Origin of the sequence: Maribacter chungangensis (assembly GCF_042676845.1) — a bacterium.
In the GTDB taxonomy this organism is placed as follows: domain Bacteria; phylum Bacteroidota; class Bacteroidia; order Flavobacteriales; family Flavobacteriaceae; genus Maribacter; species Maribacter chungangensis.
Map to the genome: position 1 here is coordinate 68,222 of NZ_JBHTHY010000007.1, position 21,971 is coordinate 90,192.

15 protein-coding genes are annotated in these 21,971 nt (G+C 40.8%); 6 read left to right on the top strand and 9 right to left on the bottom strand.

From position 1 onward, the window contains the following. Window positions 1–2 precede the first annotated feature (2 nt). Together ACFQZJ_RS10970 and ACFQZJ_RS10975 are read left to right on the top strand one after the other, a co-directional pair. Window positions 3–3,407, top strand: a complete 3,405-nt coding sequence (locus ACFQZJ_RS10970) for a HEAT repeat domain-containing protein (RefSeq protein WP_379934521.1) — start codon at window positions 3–5, stop codon at window positions 3,405–3,407. Window positions 3,408–3,762: 355 nt separating this feature from the next. Beyond that, window positions 3,763–4,740: an acyltransferase family protein gene (locus ACFQZJ_RS10975; RefSeq protein WP_379934523.1), complete on the top strand. Its 978-nt coding sequence runs from the start codon at window positions 3,763–3,765 to the stop codon at window positions 4,738–4,740. Window positions 4,741–4,775: 35 nt separating this feature from the next. On the opposite strand, the gene ACFQZJ_RS10980 is transcribed toward ACFQZJ_RS10975, so the two are convergent. Both ACFQZJ_RS10980 and mnmA read right to left on the bottom strand, forming a co-directional pair. Beyond that, window positions 4,776–5,726 carry an NAD(P)H-dependent flavin oxidoreductase gene (locus ACFQZJ_RS10980; protein ID WP_379934524.1) on the bottom strand — a complete coding sequence of 317 codons (951 nt, stop codon included), beginning with the start codon at window positions 5,724–5,726 and terminating at the stop codon, window positions 4,776–4,778. Window positions 5,727–5,764: 38 nt separating this feature from the next. Beyond that, complete coding sequence (mnmA, locus tag ACFQZJ_RS10985; RefSeq protein WP_379934526.1) at window positions 5,765–6,955, bottom strand: tRNA 2-thiouridine(34) synthase MnmA; 1,191 nt, start codon at window positions 6,953–6,955, stop codon at window positions 5,765–5,767. Between the two features lie 377 nt (window positions 6,956–7,332). Between mnmA and ACFQZJ_RS10990 the strand changes: the two genes are divergently transcribed. Together ACFQZJ_RS10990 and ACFQZJ_RS10995 are read left to right on the top strand one after the other, a co-directional pair. Continuing rightward, complete coding sequence (locus tag ACFQZJ_RS10990) at window positions 7,333–9,246, top strand: fasciclin domain-containing protein (protein ID WP_379934528.1); 1,914 nt, start codon at window positions 7,333–7,335, stop codon at window positions 9,244–9,246. Between the two features lie 326 nt (window positions 9,247–9,572). Beyond that, window positions 9,573–12,092 carry a fasciclin domain-containing protein gene (locus tag ACFQZJ_RS10995; protein ID WP_379934529.1) on the top strand — a complete coding sequence of 840 codons (2,520 nt, stop codon included), beginning with the start codon at window positions 9,573–9,575 and terminating at the stop codon, window positions 12,090–12,092. 416 nt (window positions 12,093–12,508) lie between these two features. Here ACFQZJ_RS10995 and ACFQZJ_RS11000 read toward each other — a convergent pair whose 3' ends face one another. The 4 genes from ACFQZJ_RS11000 to ACFQZJ_RS11015 form a co-directional block, all read right to left on the bottom strand. After that, on the bottom strand, window positions 12,509–13,477 hold the full coding sequence (locus tag ACFQZJ_RS11000; protein ID WP_379934531.1) for an alpha/beta fold hydrolase: 969 nt from the start codon (window positions 13,475–13,477) through the stop codon (window positions 12,509–12,511). Window positions 13,478–13,613: 136 nt separating this feature from the next. Beyond that, complete coding sequence (yidC, locus tag ACFQZJ_RS11005; RefSeq protein WP_379934533.1) at window positions 13,614–15,473, bottom strand: membrane protein insertase YidC; 1,860 nt, start codon at window positions 15,471–15,473, stop codon at window positions 13,614–13,616. A gap of 110 nt (window positions 15,474–15,583) precedes the next feature. Continuing rightward, window positions 15,584–17,200 carry a CTP synthase gene (locus tag ACFQZJ_RS11010; protein ID WP_379934535.1) on the bottom strand — a complete coding sequence of 539 codons (1,617 nt, stop codon included), beginning with the start codon at window positions 17,198–17,200 and terminating at the stop codon, window positions 15,584–15,586. Between the two features lie 48 nt (window positions 17,201–17,248). After that, on the bottom strand, window positions 17,249–17,491 hold the full coding sequence (locus ACFQZJ_RS11015) for a DUF3820 family protein (protein WP_379934536.1): 243 nt from the start codon (window positions 17,489–17,491) through the stop codon (window positions 17,249–17,251). A 50-nt stretch (window positions 17,492–17,541) separates the two neighbouring features. Between ACFQZJ_RS11015 and ACFQZJ_RS11020 the strand changes: the two genes are divergently transcribed. Further along, window positions 17,542–18,411, top strand: coding sequence for a hydroxypyruvate isomerase family protein (locus ACFQZJ_RS11020; RefSeq protein ID WP_379934538.1), 870 nt, complete (start codon window positions 17,542–17,544; stop codon window positions 18,409–18,411). Window positions 18,412–18,497: 86 nt separating this feature from the next. After that, complete coding sequence (locus ACFQZJ_RS11025) at window positions 18,498–18,719, top strand: hypothetical protein (protein ID WP_379934539.1); 222 nt, start codon at window positions 18,498–18,500, stop codon at window positions 18,717–18,719. Between the two features lie 131 nt (window positions 18,720–18,850). On the opposite strand, the gene ACFQZJ_RS11030 is transcribed toward ACFQZJ_RS11025, so the two are convergent. The 3 genes from ACFQZJ_RS11030 to ACFQZJ_RS11040 are packed head-to-tail and all read right to left on the bottom strand — an operon-like array spanning window position 18,851 to window position 21,970. Further along, window positions 18,851–19,345, bottom strand: coding sequence for a DUF922 domain-containing protein (locus ACFQZJ_RS11030; RefSeq protein ID WP_379934540.1), 495 nt, complete (start codon window positions 19,343–19,345; stop codon window positions 18,851–18,853). A gap of 29 nt (window positions 19,346–19,374) precedes the next feature. Then, window positions 19,375–19,779, bottom strand: a complete 405-nt coding sequence (locus ACFQZJ_RS11035; protein WP_379934542.1) for an OsmC family protein — start codon at window positions 19,777–19,779, stop codon at window positions 19,375–19,377. Window position 19,780: 1 nt separating this feature from the next. Beyond that, entirely contained in the window at window positions 19,781–21,970 is a 2,190-nt protein-coding gene (locus ACFQZJ_RS11040) for a LysM peptidoglycan-binding domain-containing protein (protein ID WP_379934544.1), read from the bottom strand. Window position 21,971 lies beyond the last annotated feature (1 nt).

Genomic DNA, 21,971 nt, shown 5'->3' on the forward strand with positions numbered 1-21,971 from the left:
TAATGAAAAAGATAGTATCCAAAACCTTGATGCCCTTAGCCTTTCTAATCGCTGTAGCATCCTGCGAAACAAAAAAACCGAAAGAAAATCCACTAACGGTATACGAAGACTCCACAACTGTTCTGGAGCGTTCACAAGCCATAAGAAAAAGTGTTTCTGCCGTAGTGGCAGACGGATTGGAACTGAGCCTCTGGGCAACGGATTCCTTGGCACCTGATCCCATTGCTATGGATATTGATAAATACGGTAACGTTTATGTTACCAGAACCAACAGGCAAAAAAATTCCGAATTTGATATTAGGGGACACAGGGACTGGATGACTCCGTCCATTGCCCTACAGACAGTTGAAGATAGAAGGGCATTTCTGCGCGAAACCTTTGCTACGGAACGAAGTAATGAAAATGACTGGCTAAAAGACCTCAACAAGGATTCTATTCACGATTGGCGCGATCTTACCGTAGAAAAAGACGAATTGTGGATGCTACAGGACACCGACAAGGATGGCATTGCCGATGTTTCTACACGAATACTCAATGATTTTAACGATGAAATAAACGATGTTGCAGGAGCACTCTTGGTTCGCGATAATGATGTTTTTGTTGGCATAGGCCCGGATATGTACCGCCTAAGGGATTCCAATAACGACCTTGTTTTGGACGACAAAACCAATATTGCCCATGGCTTTGCGATCCACATTGGTTTTGGAGGTCATGGGATGTCCGGTGCTACGGAAGGTCCGGATGGGAAAATCTATTGGAGCATTGGTGATATTGGCATGAACCTTACCGATCAAGAGGGCATCAACCATAAATATCCCAATCAGGGCGTCATTGTTCGCAGTAATCCCGATGGCAGCAATTTTGAAGTTTTTGCCCATGGTCTGCGAAATACGCATGAATTTGTTTTCGATGCTTACGGAAATATTATTTCCTCCGATAACGACGGTGACCACGCTGGTGAAAGCGAACGATTGGTACATATCGTAGAAGGTTCCGATGCCGGATGGCGCGCCAACTGGCAATACGGAAAATACACCGATGAGAAAAATAACGGTTATAACGTTTGGATGGACGAACAACTGTTTAAACCTAGGTGGGATGGCCAAGCCGCCTACATTATCCCTCCCCTACAGAATTTCCATAATGGCCCTACTGGAATGGTCTACAACCCAGGCACCGCATTGGGCTCTAAGTGGACGGACAAATTTTTTCTGGTCGAATTCGTGGGCGACCCTAGCCGCTCCAATATATGGGCCTTTGACCTAAAGCCCAAGGGAGCATCTTTTGAGCTGGATACCGACCAAAGTATATTAAGCGGCGTACTACCAACGGGCATTCAATTTGCTCCGGATGGCTCCCTATTCCTTGCAGATTGGATCAACGGTTGGGGCACTAAAAATTATGGAAGAATCTGGAAGTTGGATGTTTCCGATGCTGAAAACGACCTGGAGGCAAAAAGAAAAGAGACAGAACAACTGATGACCCATAATTACGAGGATGACGACACCGATAATTTGGTGAAATTGTTACGTTATGAAGACATGCGTATTCGCAAGAAAGCACAATTTGAACTTGCTAAAAGAACCTTTTGGGGCTATCGGGCACTTGAAACGGCAATAACGGAGGAAACAAACCAGCTTGCAAGAATACATGCCATTTGGGGCATTGGCCAAATAGCCGATGGGGATAGCAAAAAAGCAGCCCCGCTAACCAAGCTTTTGTCGGACAAGGACCCGGAAATAATTGCGCAAGCATTGAAAGTTTTGGGCGATGTCCGCTATTCCGGCGCAGAAAACACCATGATTGCCTTATTACAACATAACAACGACCGTGTTAAATTTTATGCGGCCCAAGCGCTCGGTAGGCTACAAGCAAAAAATGCCGTGCAGCCCATACTGGATATGATCGTCGAAAACAATGATAAGGATGTCTATCTACGACATGCCGGTGTACTGGCCTTGGCACGCATAGGAGATACAAAATCCATGCTTGCCCTTTCCAACAACGATAATAGAAGCCTTCGGTTGGCCGCAGTATTGGTTTTGCGGAAACTTCAGCATCCGGAAATTGCACAATTTCTTTCGGATACGGATGAATATATTGTGACGGAAACGGCACGGGCCATTAACGACGACTGGTCCATTGAAACGGCACTACCCGCTCTGGCAGCCACCTTGAACGAAGAACGTTTCTCATCGGAACCCTTGTTACGAAGAGCAATAAACGCTGCCTTACGAGTTGGAACGGACAAAGAACTGGAATACCTCGTTAGTTTTGCAAAACGCGATGATGTTTCCAGCATTTTACGAGGTGAGGCCTTGGCCGCTCTTGGAACTTGGGCAGAACCTTCCGTTTTAGATCGGGTCGACGGCCGTTACCGAGGTGAAATAAACAGGGACGCGACGCCTTTAAAACAAAAATTAGAGAAGGACATCCCAAAATTCCTCGAAACCCAAGACCCCGAAATCTTGATCGGAATATCCAAAACATTAAGTGCCTTGGGCTTGGATTCCTACAACAACCAACTGTTTTCGATTTTTAAGTCGAACAAAGAGGCCAAAGTGCGCTCTACCATTCTCAGTACCTTAGGAAACCTTGGATTTACCGATATGGAAAATGCCATGGCCACAGGTATGAAAGATTCCAGTATGGAGGTACGCAGTGCCGCAGTAGGCCTATTGACCAAATTGGATCTCCCAAAAGAAAAGCTTCCCGGTATCGTAGGACCAATTTTTAAAAACGGTTCTATAAGGGAGCAACAGCGTATGCTCGGCGTACTGGGTGACCTTTCCGAAGAAAAAAGTAGTGCCATTTTAAGCAACCTTATCCAAAAGGCAAGCAACAACGGAATAGACCAAGGCGTGGTGCTCGATCTAATGGAAGCTGTAGAAGCGACGGAAAACGAAGCACTTATTGCGGAACTAGAGCAATTAAAACAAGGGGGGTACACCTCGGAATCCTACCAGGAGACCTTATATGGTGGCAATTGGTGGAGCGGCCGTGGTGTTTATAACAATAATCCTACGGCGCAGTGTGTTCGTTGCCATGCCATTAACGGTGCAGGTGGGGAAGTTGGGCCGGCTTTGGACAATATAGCGAATATCCTCACAAGAGAGCAAATTTTAGAATCGCTAATCGAACCCAGTGCCAGATTGGCACCCGGTTATGGTTCCCTTACACTTACGCTCAACGATGGACAAGTTGTACAGGGCGTGCTCATAGAAGAACGTGAGAGCGAACTGCTTTTACGCACCTCCGAAGCAGAGCCGATGAAAGTACCACTACGTCGCATCGCCAAACGGGAAAATTCAATTTCTTCCATGCCCGCCATGGGACGTATGATTTCCAAAAGGGAATTAAGGGATTTGGTAGCGTATTTAGGAAGTCTAAAACAAGAAGGGGTCTAATCTTATAGGGAAAGAACAGTCAACAAGAGAGCATACTTGTTTTTAACTGGCAAGTATTGGATTGGATTGGATTGGATTGGAAAATAAGAAATCTTGTCATTTTCTATACAATATGGGAACGATGCTATTTGGCATTCTCAAAGGAAGGACCTTTTATAAAAACAGGCACTTGACGGAAAATTAAACACTCGATTATTGAACTAAAACATCAATTTTGGTGCATTGGCATTGTGTATCGAATATTGTCAGCAATCAACTTTGGTAAAGCAAAATAATTATATTTTCTAAGTCAAATACAACTTTTTTAACATTTTATACGTTTAAGTGTGAACCAATTATACCAATTACACCAGTTATGGCCAATATACAGATGAAAGAAAGAAACATAAGTATCGATGTCATAAAGTTTATTGCCGCCGTGCTTATAACCAACTCGAGTTTCGAAATATTATATCCGATTAGTTCCTTAGCCACAGGCGGAACAATGGGAAACTGCCTCTTTTTCTTTGCTTCGGGATTCACTATATTTTTGAAACCACTAGGCCGGTTTGACCAATTTTATAAAAAACGGATAAATAGAATCTACCCAACAGTATTTGCTTGGGCCTTGTTAAGTGCTATCTTTTTCCACAATTCTAAGAACATGCTTGAAATTATCCTTTATGGAGGAGGATGGTTTATTTCATGTATAATGATATTGTATATTTTTCTCTACGTAGTAAATAAAACATTGTCAAAACAGCTTATTTTGAGTGGTATTATATCGTTTGTAGCTGTCATGATATGGTTCTTTATGATTGATAAAGATTCCAATTCCTCATTCTATGGTGATAATTCATTTTTTAGGTGGAGTTTCTATTTTCTATTTATGCTTTTAGGAGCCATTTCGGGGGTATATCAGGAAAAAATTACGCATAATTTTGGTAGCAGCTTAGCTATTCTGATACTTTCTATCTTGGTATTCTATGCGATGCTATATTACTCAAGACAGAATATTATTCCAAAAGAGATAGAAATCATATCGATTTTACCATTGTTAGGAATGACAATGTATTTTTATAAACTAGGTGGCACGGCGTTTTTAAAGAAGATTTATAATCATAAAATATTTGGGGCTGCAATAAAAATAATAGGTGGACTATGCCTAGAGATTTACCTGGTACAGGCGTCTTTACTTACAGCTAAGATGAACGATATTTTTCCCTTGAATTTAATCGTAATGTTCCTAATTATAGTAATAGCTGCATATATCCTTAGGTGTACTGCAAGGTTATTTTCACAGATTTTTAAAGATCAGGATTTGGATTATAAGAAAATCTTTCGATTATACTAAAACGAAGCAAATAGTTATCCTACTAAGACCGTAATTCAGAACCGCCGTAAATCACCAACCCTATCAACAGCGTTTTTAAAGTCGGCAAGAATCTCGTTAAGAATCTCGGCAGCCGGTTTGATTTCATGGATCAAAGCCGAAACCTGACCAATTTCCAGTTCGCCCTCCACCAGATCGCCCTCGAACATTCCTTTTTTGGCGCGCGCCCTACCCAACAATTGTTTGAGCTGCTCCGGGGTATAGCCGTTGGCATAGGCATTTTGCACATCTTCATAAAATTTGTTCTTTAACAAACGTACTGGCGCTAATTCTTTCAACGTTAATTGTGTATCGCCTTCTTTGGCCTGCACCACTTTCTCTTTAAAAAGTGGATGGGAAGATGCTTCCACACTTGCTACGAACCTACTTCCTATTTGCACGGCATCGGCACCAAGAACCATAGCGGCAAGCATGGCTTCGCCCGTTCCAATGCCACCGGCCGCTATCAAAGGGATGTTCACCTGCTCTTTTACGGATGGAATCAGCACCAAGGTCGTGGTCTCGTCCCTACCGTTATGTCCGCCTGCCTCAAAACCTTCGGCCACCACGGCATCCACTCCGGCAGCTTCGGCCTTTAGTGCAAAAGCAACACTACTGACCACATGTACCACGGTAATACCGTTCTCCTTTAAATAAGAGATCCATGTCTTGGGATTTCCCGCAGATGTAAATACAATTTTCACACCTTGATCTATAATGATGTCCATCAATTTTTCAATATCCGGATAAAGCATAGGAACGTTTACGGCAAAAGGTCTCTCCGTTGCCTGCTTACATTTTTGAATATGTTCCCTAAGCACATCTGGGTACATACTGCCAGCGCCAATGATACCCAAACCGCCGGCATTGGAAACCGCGGAAGCCAAGCGCCAGCCACTTGCCCATACCATTCCTGCTTGTATGATGGGGTAGTCAATATCAAAAAGTGCCGTTATCCTGTTTCGCATCTTTTACTCGTCTTAAGTGGATATCAAATCAATCTATTTTATGAAATAACCCCTGAACCTATCAGCTCATCGGCCAAATACCAAGCCACGAACTGACCTTCTTGAATGGCGGATTGTGCCACTTCAAAATCTACGTACAATCCTACATCTACTTTATACAAGGTGGCTTTTTGTAATTCTTGTCGGTATCGAATACGTGCCAATACGGAACGTTCTTCATCTACTTCCAAGCTCAAATCCGGTCGTACCCAGTGCAACTCTTCATTCTTAACGAACAAGGTGCGCCTGTACAAGCCTGGATGTGATTTGCCCTCACCTGTGTAGATGATGTTCTCGTTCACATCGGTCTCAATAACGAACAAAGGCTCCTTGGTACCACCAACGTTAAGGCCCTTGCGCTGCCCCTTTGTAAAATAATGCGCACCTTGGTGTTTCCCTACTATGCTGCCATCTTCTACACGATATGACGCTTTTTCAGCAAAAAACGCGAGCTCTTCGGCCTTGTTTTCAAATTTGGGAACTTCCCGTTGATATACCGGAACAGTTGCCGGCACCTGAATTATTTTACCTGTTTTGGGCTTTAATTGTTGCTGTAAAAACTCTGGTAGGCGTACTTTACCGATAAAACAGAGTCCTTGGGAATCTTTTTTATCCGCGGTAACCAAATCCATTTTAGCGGCTATTTCCCGTACTTGGGGCTTTGTAAGTCCTCCTATAGGAAAAAGGGTTTTGGATAATTGCTCCTGGGAGAGCTGACATAAAAAATAGGATTGGTCCTTATTGCCATCTTTTCCTGCCAAAAGTTGATAGGTTTCGTTGCCATCTTCATCGCTTAAAACTCCTTTTCTACAATAATGACCGGTAGCTACAAAATCCGCCCCTAGTTGTAGGGCAATCTTCATAAAAACATCGAACTTAATTTCACGATTGCAGAGGACGTCAGGGTTTGGCGTACGCCCCATTTCATATTCCCGGAACATATAATCAACGATACGTTCCTTATACTCCGAACTTAAATCAACGGTCTGGAACGGAATTCCTAATTTTTCGGCCACAATAAGCGCATCGTTACTATCCTCCAACCACGGACATTCCTCGGAAATGGTAACGGAATCATCATGCCAATTCTTCATAAAAAGTCCGATAACATCGTAACCCTGTTCCTTTAATAAGTAAGCGGCTACACTGGAATCTACCCCACCGGACAATCCTATTACTACTTTTTTCATATACCCCTTTTGTCGCTACAAAAATACAACATTACATGGTTACACTCCACTTGTGTGTCTAGGCTACTCCAATCATTGCAATAATTAATTCAAACTTTTGGCGAAGAACAAAACAGTCACATTCCATTCATAAGCTTATTTTTATTTTGTTAAACTTTTGTAAAAATTAAATAAACAAACGCAACCCTTTAGAAAACTAATCATCATAAGAATAATGTTTATAGATTCATACGCTTATACTAAAGATTAGTTATATATAGGTGAAACACTAATCGTAAAACATTAAATCAAGTTTTAACAAAAACTTTAAACAGATTAATTATTGTGTTTATACTTTTATATTTTTTATTAAACAATTTAACTTAAAATTTACTACCATGAAAGATTTATTAAAAATTTTTAAACCTACTTTGGTCGCATTTCTATTGATTTTTGCGGCTTCTTGTGATGATGACAGTGACGACAACAAACCTGTGGTAAACGTCGTAGAACCCTCTAACATAGTAGAGACCGCTCAAGGGAATAATGGCTTATCCAGCTTAGTATCCGCATTGGCAAAAGCTGATGAAAGTGCGAACAATGATTTGATAGCTGCTTTGGGTAACGAAGCAGGAACCTTTACGGTACTAGCGCCTTCAAACGATGCTTTCGCGGCGCTACTGGGTCGTTTGGACGGTTTCCAATCTTTAGATGATTTTAATGAGCAGCAACTTCAAGATCTACTAGCAACTATTCTAGCTTATCACGTAGCCTCCGGTGCAGCCTTGGCGTCCACAGACTTAACAGAAGGGCAAACTATTACTACGCTACAAGGTGAAAGTATAACGGTAAGCTTAGACGGAGGTGCAGCTTTTATAGACGCAGAGGGAAAAGCGTCTAACGTGGTAACTGCAAATGTAGAAGCCACCAATGGTATCGTACATGTAATTGACAGGGTGTTGTTACCCCAGGAAGCAATTGATGCGTTGGAGGGAATTTTATTAAATTCAATTACGGATTTGGCCATTGCAACTCCGGCTTTAAGCAATTTAGTTGCCGCCTTGGTTGCCGCGGACGGTGATTTACCCACGGTACTGGCAGGCGATGGACCCTTCACGGTGTTTGCACCAACTAACGATGCTTTTGATGCTTTCCTAGCTGCAAATGGCTTTGCCGATTTAGCCGCGGTTCCAGTACCAGTGCTTACACAAATACTGCTGAACCACGTAGTTGCAGGTGCAAATTTTTCAACGGACTTAACAACGGGATATGTACCTACATCTTCTACCGCAGGTGTAGACGGTAAAAACTTGAGTATGTTCGTAGACCTAACGGAAGGGGTTAGATTAAACGGAGTATCTAATGTTAATCTGGAGTTAGCTGATATAAAAGCTACAAACGGAGTTGTTCATGTTGTAGATGCAGTAATTGGATTACCGAACATAGTAGACCATGCGCTGGCTAATAGTGCACTAACATCTTTAGTAGGTGCATTAACCGCGGATGGCAATACGACCTTCACAGATCTATTATCCAATACCGAGGAAAAGTTTACCGTATTTGCACCAATAAATAGTGCATTCGAGGCTTTTGAGAATCCAAATGCAAATGAAATCGCAAATGTATTATCCAATCATGTAGTAGTTGGCGCGTCCGCTTTTTCCGCAGACTTAACCAATTCTTACATCCATACAGCAGCAGCCAATGCTGACGGTGATAATTTAAGTTTGTATATAAACACGGACGACGGTGTTACCTTTAACGGTTCCGGGGGAGTTGTTGCAGGCAACTTCGATATCGTAGCTACGAACGGTGTAGTGCACGCTGTAAGCGAGGTAATCGATATTCCTACCGTTGTAACTTTTGCCGTTGCAGACCCAACTTTTGCTCCGTTAGTAACGGCGTTGACCAGTGGAACTCCAGATACTGATTTCGTAGCTACACTGTCGGGTGCAGGTCCTTTTACCGTATTTGCTCCAACTGATGCCGCTTTTAAAGCTTTGCTGGATAGCAATATGGATTGGAACGAGGTCGCAGATATCGATGAAAGCTTGTTAACGGATGTACTGTTTCACCATGTAGTTAGTGGAAATGTGAGATCCGGCGATTTAACAGCAGACGGTGCTACTGTAGCGCCTTCTTTGGAAGGAGATAACATTACGATTACCCTTCCCGGCACTAATCCAAATATTGCCGATGTAACAGATGGCTCCGGAGCTACGGATATAGGAATAATAGCTGTTGACGTACAAGCAGGAAACGGAGTAATCCACGTACTTAACAAAGTGATGATTCCTGATACAACGAACTAAATCGTATCAAATATTGAAATTAAAAGCCGCTCTTACCAGCGGCTTTTTTATTTCTATTATTCGAAAAAGAGGAAGTATCATATCTATTTTGTTAAACTTATCTAAAAATTAAATAAACAAAAGCAACCCTTTTAAATTTTACACATCTCCTAAGTATAAATAAACAAAAAGGTAGTGCTGTTTAAAAAATTACCGATATATCAACAACAACCGGAAGATGACTCCACAAAAACTTGTAACTGTTGAAAGATATCCAAACAACAACATTGTCTATATAGTTTTATTTTATAAAAAATAAGTTAAACAATTTACCTAAAACACACATTATGAAAAAAGTAGTATCCTTTAAAAGCTTACTCGCGCTCTTGGCGATCGTTTTCGTTGCATGGTCTTGTGACAACGACGAAAATGATGAAACCGCAAAAGCCGCGATCGAAAAAAACATTGTAGAAACAGCAGTTGGTAACGATGCATTACAATCTCTCGTAGCGGCATTGACGAGCGCCGACAACAATGAAGGTACAGACCTGATCGGAACGCTAAGCGGAGAGGGGCCGTTTACGGTTTTTGCTCCAACCGATGCCGCATTTGCAGCATTATTAGAATCGCTTGACGATTTTGACTCTTTAGAAGACTTTGACACACCAGAAGAAAGAGCTATCCTAACCACCATATTAACATATCATGTTGTAAGTGGAGTTGCTGCCAAATCTTCTGATTTATCCGGTGGTCAAATGATATCCACCGTACAGGGGGAAGATGTAACCGTAAGTCTTGAAGGTGGGGTTTTCATTAAGGATAAACAAGCAGAAGAGGTGGCGGCCGCAAAAGTGGTGATAGCGGACGTAGAAGCAAGTAATGGTGTTGTTCATGTTATCGATAAGGTCTTGTTGCCCCAAGCAATAATAGATGCTTTGAATAGCGGAGATATGACAAACGAGATGGGAACCCTAGTTGATGTTGTCGTTGCTACGGAAGCATTATCGATTCTAGAGGCGGCCGTAATTAAGGCAGGCTTAGCAGAAACTTTGTCCTCCGAAGGTCCTTTTACGGTATTTGCCCCAACAGACGATGCATTTGTTGCTTTATTAGAAGTGTTGGGCGACGACTACAATGGGTTGGATGATTTTGATACCGAAGCTGAAATGGCTTTATTAAAGGATATCTTATTATACCATGTAATCGCTGCTAAAGTAATGGCTGCTGATTTAGCTCCTGGTTCAGTAGGTACGGCACTTGCTGAGAATAGCCTAGAAATAATTGCGTCCGGAGACACATTTACAATTGGAGACGCTTCCGGTACTGATGCGAATATTACAGCTACGGATATAATGGCTTCTAACGGTGTAGCACATACAATAGATAAAGTATTATTGCCACAATCTGCCATAGACTTTGTTGCTACTCTTTCACTCAAAAGTATCGTAGATACAGCTATTGCGACCGATGATTTAAGTTTATTGGTAGATGCTTTAATTCAGGCTGATGCCGGATTGGTGGAAACCTTGAACGGTGATGGTCCTTTCACAGTTTTTGCACCTACAAACCAGGCATTTGCAGATTTATTGGATGTGTTAGGAGATGATTTCAACAGCCTTTCCGATTTTGATACGGAAGCTGAAAAAGCCCTCCTGGTTAAAGTATTAACGTATCACGTAGTTGCCGGTACAGCTGCTTTCTCAACAGATTTGAGCAACGGTCAGAATATAGAGACTTTTCAAGGAGAAAACGTAGGAATCAATCTTAAAGACGGTACGGTACATATTATTGATGCGACTGAAACTAACGCGGCAGTTATAGCTGCAGACGTAAAAGCAACGAACGGTGTAGTTCATATCATCGACAAGGTATTATTACCTCAGGAAGTACTGGACCTGCTTGCTGAAATGAGCCTACAAACTATTGTTGAAATAGCTGTGGCAACCGATGACCTTAGCTTACTCGTCGGAGCTTTAGGACAAGCCGATGCTGGATTAGTGGAAACACTGAACGGAACCGGGCCTTTTACCGTATTCGCCCCTACAAATGCGGCTTTTGTTGATTTATTGAATGCTTTAGGAGATGATTTTAACAGCCTTGCAGATTTCGATACCGAAGCTGAAAAATCATTATTGGTAAAAGTATTGACGTATCATGTGGTAGCCGGCACGGCAGCTTTTTCTACAGATTTAAGCGACGGACAAAACATCGAAACTTTCCAGGGAGAAAATGTTGGCATCAATATTAAAGACGGTACGGTACATATCGTAGACGCAACAGAAACAAACGCAGCTGTAATAGCAGCGGACATCAAAGCAAGTAACGGCGTAGTGCATGTAATAAACAAAGTGTTATTACCTCAGGAAGTATTGGATATCTTGAACCCTCCAGTACCTAATATCGTGGAGACAGCGCAAAGTGTTCAGGACCTTAGCCTATTGGTTGAAGCCCTAATACAAGCCGATGCTGGATTGGTAGGTGTATTAAGTGGCGATGGTCCGTTTACGGTATTCGCTCCTTCTAATGCGGCGTTTGCAGCTTTATTGGATGCTTTGGGTAATGACTATCATAGTCTTGCAGATTTTGATACAGCTCAGGAAAAAGCATTATTGGCCAGGGTATTGACCTATCATGTCGTTCCGGGTGCAGCCGCCTCTACAGACCTTTCCAACCATCAAGAATTGGTGACGGTACAGGGAGAATCTCTTTTTGCCATACTTAACCATGGTGTACAAATTAGAGATAAATCGGCCGTAGACGCCAATGTAACAACAGCTGATGTAATTGCAAGCAACGGAATTGTTCATATCGTTGACAAAGTATTACAAACGCAAGAAATAGTAGATATCCTAAATCCAGGACACTAAATCTAGCTTCACTTATATTGGTTAAACATAATAAAACCTTCCAATTTTTTGGGAGGTTTTTTTTTGAAATCATTTTAAACAACAGAAGTAGATAGGTTAGCATACAAATACAACCACTTTACAACTCTATTTTTTTTTAGGTGGATTTTAGAAGCATATTTACCGTCCCAAATCTTACCACACCAAACCTTAATCAATGGCAAAAGCCGCTACAAATTGTAGCGGCTTTTTACTTTGTATACCTCCGGGTTATGACCAAATGATAAGAAGGCGGACAGCAGTAGCGATAACGCTCTACTTATAGACGCATTAAAACACTTTTAGGAAAGAAGAGATTAATTGCCTTATGATCGTACCACCGCATTACTATGAACGGTCGTGGCCATAAGCAGTTGTTGTAAAACGTTTTTTATTTTTTAGTTAATTGATTTACTCATTAAAAGTATTTCTTTATTAATTACTTCGGCATTTTCTTTTTTTGTAATTATGGAACCGTGATTTGCATCAATATAAAAATGTTTTCCTTTAGTAGATAAATTTTTCAATTCTTTTTGCATTTCGAACCATATTTCAGGGTCGCCATACTGTTTTTTTGCTGTAAAAACTAAAACGGGCAATGAGTCTAATTTGCTTGTTTGACTTGCTCTTGAAAGAATAGCATTATTTATGCTATTTTCCTTTAAATATCTACGATAAACTTTTCCCGAATAAGAAGTGAGATTACGTTTACGATTCTGACAATCTTTTGGTAAATCCTCATCTATAGATTTTGGATCGCTTATTGAATTATATACTCCTAATAGTCCCATATCGGAAAGAACTGCAAGAGTTTTTATGAGACCAATTTGGTTTTCTTCAAATAATCCATTTTCAGTCAATCGTTCCCATTGTTCTGGATGACTTGAGTCTATAAAGACCATTCCTTGTACTTCATTTGGATATAGGTCTCTGAATATTCGATTATACGGACCACCCATTGAGTGACCAATTAAAATATAAGGTGGTTTTTCTCCATTCTTTTCTAATAACGAATGTAATTGGCGAGCATAAAATTCTGGTTTAATACTGTCTTCACTAGGTTCGCTAAACCATTTTCCTTCTCTGTCATAACGTATAACTCTCATATTTTTTTTCAAACCTTCGGCAATCCAATGAAACACGTCTGTATCATTTCCCGCACCTGATTCAAGAATAAGAGTTGGAAAATCATTTTTTTGACCTTCTGCTCTTATATGAAGATTAGTACCATTTACGTCGACTAATTTTCCAGGAGGAACAGGTTTTGAGCTAAATAATCTGAAGCATAAACCTGAAGTTAACAGTATGATTATAAATCCAGCTAAAATTTTACCAATCCATTTGAATATTTTCAGTATTAATTTCATCGTAGTTTTTTCGTAAATGTTTTACAACAACCATTTTTCTATCAGGTACCGGCATTAAGTATTCTAAATAAACGGCGAAACAAATAGTATTATCAACTATTTGCCTCGCCGTTTTTAGGAATTAATCCATTGAAATTTACTTATTCTTCTTTTGAGCTTCGGCTTGCTCCATCATCTCACGCATTTTTTTCTGGAACTTATTTTCTTTCTTTGGTTTCTTTTTATTTTCCTGTATCTGGGCATGTATTTTATCATTGTCCAGGATAAAGTTCTTGATGACCAACATAATTCCAATGGTAATCATGTTAGAAACAAAATAATACAAACTCAATCCACTAGCATAGTTGTTAAAAAAGAACAACATCATAAAAGGCATCAAATACATGATAAATTTCATATTGGGCATGCCAGGTTGTGTTGGCATGTTCTGCCCCGTTGTCATCATCATATAAAAGAAAATGGCGATAGAGGCCAAAATAGGAAATAAACTAACGTGATCCCCGTAAAATGGTATAGAAAAACCTTCTGGAAATTGATAAATAGTATCAAAAGAAGATAGATCGTCCGCCCATAAAAAAGGTTTTTGACGTAAGGCAAAAGAAGTCGGGAAAAACATAAACAAGGCATAGAAAATTGGCATTTGCAAAAATGCAGGCACACAACCACTCATAGGGCTTACCCCGGCCTTGCCATACAATTTCATGGTTTCCTGCTGCTTTTTCATGGCATTGTCCTTATACTTTTCGCCCAACTCCGTTATCTCCGGCTTCAATACCTTCATTTTTGCCTGCGACAAATAAGACTTATAGGTTACGGGAGACATGGCCAAACGAACCAAAATAGTCATAATGATAATCGCAATTCCAGCAGGAAACATTCCGCCTAATAAGGAGTAAAAAGGGGTGAAAATATACCTGTTTATCCACCCGAAGATTCCCCAACCAAAAGGGATGGAATCCGCTAGGCCCAAATCCTCATATTCCGACAACACGGCTACATCGGTAGGCCCAAAATACCATTTCATGTTTTTTACCAGCTCCCCTCCTTTGATTTCCAATGGAAGAACCGATCTGTATTCTTTTGTAAAGCCAAATGTCCTGCTTTCTTCCTCTACCAGATCTTTGGAAGAAAGCTCTCCACTTTTAAACGGTTCATCTGTAGCTAAAATAGTACTGAAAAAATGCTGTCGGTAAGACAACCACTTAATGTCTTCTTCCGTCTCCTCGTCATCACTGCGTTCGGAGAGTTTACTTATTTTATCATCCTCATGATTATAAGTAAGACGTGTATACCTATTTTCATATTCGATACTCTTAGAATGTCGAATCGCTTTCAACCCCCAATCCAGAGAAACCGGCCTACCACTGCTAATGACCCGGTCCAAACCTTGGCTCCTGATGGTAAAATCCACCAAGTAATCCTCCGGTCTCATTTCATATCGGTATTCCAAATACTGGCTGTTGGATGTTTTAGCCTTTAAGGAGAGAACCTGATTTCCGTTGGAATTGCTCAATGAAGGCTCAAAAAATAGGTCTTTAGTGTTCAGCACACGATTGTCCGTTGTAGAAAATGTAAGTCCAAACTGCGAATTACCGTCCTTAACCAAGTAGACGGGAACGGAATCATGGGTTACAAAATTCTTCATTTTGGCCTCTACTACGGTTCCACCTTTATTGGCTATCCGTAAAAATAAGAGGTCATTTTCGAGAACGGTAGTTCCTTCCTTTGGTGCCGTAAATCCAAATGCCCCGATCTGACTTTTATAACTAGCTACGGCTGTGGAATCGTTTATATCCAACACCGGTGTTTCGTTAGGTACGGGTATTGCTCTTTCCGCTTCGACCGCTGCCGCTTGGGCATCGACCTGTTCTTGTTGTGCTTCTTTTTCAGCTATCTCTTCCGGTGTTGGGCGGTTTTGATAAAACATGAAGATGAGTATTCCAAAAATCAGTACGAAACCGATTATAGAATTCACATCTATTTTCTTTTCTTCCATCTAAAAAATATCTCGTTAATATGGTAATCTTACGGTTTATACTTCAAAACCCTTCTTCGTAAGCGCAAATATATGCCCAAATAGGGAGTATATGCCATAGTGGCATTGTTTTATGCCTTTTTATGCGCTAAGGCAGCCTTTACAAATCCAACGAACAAAGGGTGCGGGTTTGCTACGGTACTCTTATATTCCGGATGGTACTGCACCCCTATGAACCAAGGATGCTCCTCTAGCTCCACAATTTCTACCAAGTTTGTTTCACTATTTATACCAGAGGCGATCAGTCCCGCGTTTTCCAGTTGCTCTTTATATGTATTGTTAAACTCGTACCTATGGCGGTGGCGTTCCTTGATCTGTTTTACCCCACCGTAAATCTTCCGCACTAGGCTATCCTCCTTTAATACACAGTCCCAAGCACCTAAACGCATGGTACCGCCTTTGTTCGTGATGGTTTTTTGCTCCTCCATTATACTAATGACCGGATTAAGGGTGTCCTCTGCCATTTCCGTAGAACTGGCATCCTCCAAACCAAGAACATTTCTTGCGTACTCTATTACTGCCATTTGCATGCCCAAACAAATACCCAAAAATGGAATGCCCGACTCCCTTGCATGCCGCACCGCCTGTATCTTACCTTCTATTCCGCGTTCCCCAAAACCAGGAGCTACCAGAATACCGTCCAGGTCTTTAAGTTTTGCCTGATAGTTTTGATCGTTTATATATTCCGAATGTATGGAACGAACCTTCACTTTTACTTCGTTCTGTGCACCTGCATGTATAAAGGCTTCTAAAATGGATTTATACGAATCCTGTAGCTCCACATATTTACCTATCAAACCAATGGTAACTTCATCTTTTGGATTCTTATGTCTCTTTAGAAATTCTTTCCATTGAGTTAAATCCGGTTCTATTTCATCCGGAAGGTTCAATTTTTTCAATGTAACCGTATCAAGACCCTCGTCCTGCATTAGAATTGGCACATCATAAATGGTAGAGGCATCAATACTCTGTATAACCGCTTCTCGCTTTACATTACAAAAAAGCGCAAGTTTTTCTTTAATATCGTCCGAAATTTCGTGTTCGGTCCTACAGACCAGGATATCGGCCTTTATACCGCTTTCCATCAAGGTTTTAACCGAATGTTGTGTGGGTTTTGTTTTTAGTTCGCCCGCTGCAGAAAGAAAGGGTACCAAGGTCAAATGGATGACGATAGCATTATTATCGCCCATTTCCCATAGCATTTGCCTAACGGCCTCTATGTAGGGCAGGGATTCAATATCACCTACGGTACCGCCAATCTCGGTAATAACAATATCATAATCGCCACTGTTGCCCAACAGTTGAACCCGTTCCTTTATCTCATTGGTAATATGTGGTACAACTTGCACCGTTTTTCCCAAAAATTCCCCTCTTCGTTCCTTATCTATAACACTTTGATAAATTCTACCCGTAGTTACATTATTTGCCTGGGAGGTGTTTACGTTTAAAAAACGCTCGTAATGCCCAAGGTCCAAGTCTGTTTCCGCGCCATCGTCCGTAACGTAACATTCGCCATGCTCATAAGGGTTCAAGGTTCCAGGATCTACGTTAATGTAGGGGTCTAACTTTTGAATGGTAGTTCGGTAACCGCGTGCCTGCAATAATTTAGCTAAAGATGCGGCAATGATTCCTTTTCCTAGGGATGAAGTAACTCCTCCCGTAACGAAGATGTATTTGGTCTGTGACATGTGTGATTTCTGTGTTACGGGACACAAAGTTACAAATTGACTTTAAACTTACTTGGTTTCCTTTGGAAAATCTTTTTGAATTCGTTTAACCAGCGATTCCAATTCGTTTATCTTGATTTCCAAAACAGATTGAAGCATTTCTCCCAATTTCCCAGCGGGAAATCCTTTTTGTCTAAACCATATTAAATAAGGCTCTGGCAAATCTATGAGATACCGGCCTTTAAACTTGCCAAACGGCATTTTATAATGTGCCAACTCGATCAAAGCGCGTTTATCGGGTTTTAATTCCATTTTTTAAATCTAAAAAAATTATATTTAGAATCGCTTTAAAAAACCATAGAATGCAAAGACGTAAATTTTTAGGCACGTCGGCAGTGGCCTCGGTAGGTCTTCTCGCCGCTAGCTCGCTACAGGCCAAAGAACATCAAATTGCCGCCGCCACAAAACTAAAACACAATATAAACCATAGTGTTTGTTATTGGTGTTATAATACTATTGAGTTTGAAGACTTTCTTAAAAACCTGAACGAACTCGATATTAGGGCAATAGACCTAGTTGGACCAAAAGACTGGCCGTTACTTAAAAAATATAATATTCATGCCGCTATGTGCTGGGGTGCGGAAATTAGCCTTACCGAAGGGTGGAACGACCCACGGTACCACGACACCCTGATCAAGAATTATACGGAGATGATTCCGAAAGTAGCCGAGGCCGGCTACACTAATCTCATTTGTTTTAGTGGCAACAGAAGGGGAATGGAGGACACCACGGGGTTGGCAAACTGTGCAAAAGGCTTAAAGCAGATTATGCCAATGGCAGAAAAACATGGGGTGGTCATACAAATGGAACTCCTTAATAGCAAGGTAGACCACAAAGATTACATGTGCGACCATACCGCTTGGGGAGCGGCACTTTGTGAGGCAATTGGTTCCGAAAGCTTTAAACTTCTGTACGATATTTACCACATGCAGATCATGGAGGGTGATATTATCAGGAACATAAAAGAATATCATAGCTATATTGGCCACTATCACACGGGAGGAAATCCGGGCAGAAATGAAATCGATGAAACCCAAGAACTGTATTATCCCGCGATTATGAAAGCCATTTTGGAAACAGGCTACAAAGGTCATGTAGCGCAGGAGTTTATTCCAACTTGGGCGAACAAAATAGATGCGCTAAAGCAAGGGGTTACGATTTGTGATGTGTGAGGTAGGTTATAGAGGGTGGTTGGTCGTATTTGGATGTAGACAGTTGATGTACGTAGACAATTCTATGTGCCTATAAAAAGGAAAAAATGAACAGTTTAAACGGTTTAAAAGCTGAGCAAGAAAAACTAACGAAGGGCACCTCGGCCTTTGGAGGAATCCTAATAGTTATGGTCGTGGTCTGCGTTTATGGAACCGTACAAAATGGGGTAGATTTTATGACATTTTTACCCATTTTCTTCATTCCTATACTTCTAGTAAATATTTTTAAAATAGGGAAACTAAGGAAGGAAATAAAATCCAAGGAATAGGGTACAAAAAAAAGGAGTACTGCTTAAAAATAAAATTTCTTGAAACTTCCAATCCCCTAGGCAGAAGCTATCGGTGAATTATTAAGAATAAATTGACAGTGGGTAAATACCGGTAGTAGCGGTATCCACGACTATTCTTCTTGCAAGGCGTTTGCTATTTTTACTATCCATTCTTCCTGTTTGGCGCCATCACGAGAAAAGTTGGTCTCTTTATCATATAATTGCTGAAAATTTGCCAGCTCTTCATTTATTTCCCGATAAATCAATTTTACCCTTGCCTTGACCGTACCGTAGGTAAACTTTTCATTCTCCAAACGCTTTTTGAACTTTCTAGCGAATAGCTCGGAGATATCAAAATGTAGTTGTTCATGACTTAAAATAACGGAGTCGCATAGTGCTGGCTGATACCATGATTTAGCTGGATAAAAAAAAGTATCTATTTTAAAGTCGACCTGTATGTTGTCTTTAGTGCCAGAGGTAGAAAAGCTATAGGTAATTCCGCTCGCGGTAATTGCGGCTGCCCTGGCATTTTGCGGCACATCGCCCCTAAAATCATCCCAAGAAAGACGTTCTTCCGCTTTCCAAGAAACGGTTTCAAAATCTTGTGGTGATGCTAGTTGGATCATCACTAGCAAGAGAAAAAAAATATTAAATTTTATAGCTCCCAATAAAAGGTTATTACTTTTTCTATTTCTGGATGTAAGCTATAATGCACAGGACAGGTATTTGCCGTATGTTCCAATATTTTCCTGTTCTTTTCTGAAATATCAGCGGGAAGGTTCAATTCAATTTCAATTTTAGAAATTCGTCTTGGAGCCGAGGCCATGTGTTTAACTACCTCGGCAGTAGCGTTGGTAATATCGATGTCCAAGCCATTGGCCTTTATACCCATCATCGTAAGCATGCAGCTTGCCAAACCCGTTGCAACGGTATCCGTAGGTGAAAATGCCTGTCCTAGACCATTATTATCCAATGGAGCATCGGTCGTAAAGGAATCGCCGGACTTTAGATGTACACACGATGTTCTTAACCCTCCGTTATAGGTAACCTTAGCCGTCATATTACTCTAGTTGTTTTATTCGCATATCCTCGTAAGCCATGATATAGGAAGCTTGATTAAAATAGCCCGAAGTTGCATCCTTGGCATAATCGAACTTATTTCCAGCATACTCGGTCGTGCCAATAAATTTTGCGGCTTCCATAAGATTGTTCGTATAGGCCAACTTTAAAAGTATGTCATAGGTTACATCAAACCCTCTTACCGCATACTTATCTGGCTCTTCGCCAAATTTTTCGCGATACCGTGTCACAAAAGAATTGGCAGAAACTTCCCTGTAAACAGAAGGATAGGTGAAATTAAGGTTGGACAAATGGGTGCTGGAAATAACATCGTTCTCAAAACCATTGTTATGATCCGTGGTAAACATCCTTAACTTTAATTTCTCGGTACTTTTTTCCATATCCAATAGCGAGTTATTAAAAGCATTTAGAATTGAAACAACACTGGAAATCAACTTGAAATTATCAGATTCTACAAATACCCAATTCTCTTGTGTTTCACTTAACAATCCTCCTAGTTTTTCCCTATTTATCCCTATATTTTTTTCCTCTTCTTTTACCTTTACAACTTTTGCATTTGGAAAACTCCGCACTAACATATCTTGGGCTAGCCTACTTTTATCATCGGCAATAATAACGATGTTTTGATCTGTATAATTCTTCTTCACATAGTCTACCATGTGTTTTCTTAACAAATCATCATCGGTATACGAAAAGAAGACATTGTTAAGGCTAATATCACTTTTCGCCCGGACCGGAGCCACGACCGGAACCTTATAATTGGCTGCCTGTACAGCCACCTCTTTCATGGACAGCTCATCCAAAGGGCCAAATATGGCATTATATTCCGACAATCTTTCCCCTGCCAAGATCTCTTTGGTCTTATCGGTGTCCAATTGATTATCAAAAGTCTTTACATCTATAGAAACCCCTAATGCCGCTAAGGAATCCAGCGCTACAAGAGCACCAGAGTACAACCCTAAGCTAAATTTTAAACTGTTTCTGTTTTCAATGGCCCAAGCAACCTTTTCACTATCCGAAAGGTCCAGTTTATCCAATCTAAAGGGCAACATAAACATCACCTTGGGCCGTATAGCTGTATTTACGCTATCCAAAAGGTTTACCTTATCCAAGATCAGGGAATTCCTAACTTCAAAATTGCCTACCTGCTCTTTCGGCAGCTTTAAAATCATCCCCGCGTTTAATCCGTTTTTTAAATCGGGGTTCAAGCTAACCAAATCCGCCCAGGAAATTCCGAACTTTCTGGTTAACCTAAACTCGTTCTGTTTTGGCTTTACCTCATAAAAGATGTAGTTATCCGTGTTTATTTCACCTGGGGCAAGTTTGGTTTCCGGAATACGTATCACCATCCCTTCTTTTAATCCGCCTCTTTGGGTAATCTCCGGGTTCAAGCGTACAATTTCATCGGCTTTGACACCAAATTCCTTTTCCAGCCTGTAAAAGTTCATCTTAGCAGGTACGGTATAGGAAGTATACAATTGTGTCTGCTGTTCTGCAACCGTACTACCTGCTATCTTAGGCATTAATAGTTCGTACCCCTCCGCCAAGTAGTTTGTGTTTTGGGAGAGTGATGGATTAAGCACCAACATGCTGTCAATGGTAATTCCGTATTTATGGGCAATACTCCACCTGGTTTCCTTTGGAGCTACCGTATACTTTTCATACGCATCCGGATCAATGGAATTCTCCTTTTCAGCTACCTTTCGGTATTTTGGGATACGGATTTCCATTTTCTTTTTTAGCTGAGAAGCGTACAACTGTTTATTATATTTTTTAATCTCGTCCTCCGTAACATTGTACCGCTTTGCGATTCCATACAATGTCTCCCTCTTTCTTACTTTATGACTCGTAAATCCAATAGGCTCTCGGGTTTTAACAGAATCTTGCATCACATTTTTCATCAAGTTCTGGACATCGGATGTATTGGAAACATTTTTTGACTTGGCCTCAGGAACTACCAAAATCGTATTTATTGGCAACGAATCACCTTCCTTTATCTCTTTATTATACTTGAGAATACTTTCTGTGGATACCCCGTACTTTGCCGCAACGCTATACAAGGTCTCACCGCGCTTAACCGCATGGGTGGTGAATTTTTGCGCTAGCAAGGTTGTACTTGATACGATGCAAAGCACTACGGTTACTAAAAGTGTTGTTAACTTATTTTTCATT

Excerpts from the sequence above, each read along its gene's own strand:
- ACFQZJ_RS11010 (WP_379934535.1), bottom strand. The coding sequence starts at position 17,200 with ATGTCACAGACCAAATACATCTTCGTTACGGGAGGAGTTACTTCATCC.
- ACFQZJ_RS10970 (WP_379934521.1), top strand. The coding sequence starts at position 3 with ATGAAAAAGATAGTATCCAAAACCTTGATGCCCTTAGCCTTTCTAATC.
- mnmA (WP_379934526.1), bottom strand. The coding sequence starts at position 6,955 with ATGAAAAAAGTAGTAATAGGATTGTCCGGTGGGGTAGATTCCAGTGTA.
- ACFQZJ_RS11020 (WP_379934538.1), top strand. The coding sequence starts at position 17,542 with ATGCAAAGACGTAAATTTTTAGGCACGTCGGCAGTGGCCTCGGTAGGT.
- ACFQZJ_RS10995 (WP_379934529.1), top strand. The coding sequence starts at position 9,573 with ATGAAAAAAGTAGTATCCTTTAAAAGCTTACTCGCGCTCTTGGCGATC.
- ACFQZJ_RS11035 (WP_379934542.1), bottom strand. The coding sequence starts at position 19,779 with ATGACGGCTAAGGTTACCTATAACGGAGGGTTAAGAACATCGTGTGTA.
- ACFQZJ_RS10990 (WP_379934528.1), top strand. The coding sequence starts at position 7,333 with ATGAAAGATTTATTAAAAATTTTTAAACCTACTTTGGTCGCATTTCTA.
- ACFQZJ_RS11025 (WP_379934539.1), top strand. The coding sequence starts at position 18,498 with ATGAACAGTTTAAACGGTTTAAAAGCTGAGCAAGAAAAACTAACGAAG.
- ACFQZJ_RS11030 (WP_379934540.1), bottom strand. The coding sequence starts at position 19,345 with ATGATCCAACTAGCATCACCACAAGATTTTGAAACCGTTTCTTGGAAA.
- ACFQZJ_RS11000 (WP_379934531.1), bottom strand. The coding sequence starts at position 13,477 with ATGAAATTAATACTGAAAATATTCAAATGGATTGGTAAAATTTTAGCT.
- ACFQZJ_RS10975 (WP_379934523.1), top strand. The coding sequence starts at position 3,763 with ATGGCCAATATACAGATGAAAGAAAGAAACATAAGTATCGATGTCATA.
- yidC (WP_379934533.1), bottom strand. The coding sequence starts at position 15,473 with ATGGAAGAAAAGAAAATAGATGTGAATTCTATAATCGGTTTCGTACTG.
- ACFQZJ_RS10980 (WP_379934524.1), bottom strand. The coding sequence starts at position 5,726 with ATGCGAAACAGGATAACGGCACTTTTTGATATTGACTACCCCATCATA.
- ACFQZJ_RS11040 (WP_379934544.1), bottom strand. The coding sequence starts at position 21,970 with ATGAAAAATAAGTTAACAACACTTTTAGTAACCGTAGTGCTTTGCATC.
- ACFQZJ_RS11015 (WP_379934536.1), bottom strand. The coding sequence starts at position 17,491 with ATGGAATTAAAACCCGATAAACGCGCTTTGATCGAGTTGGCACATTAT.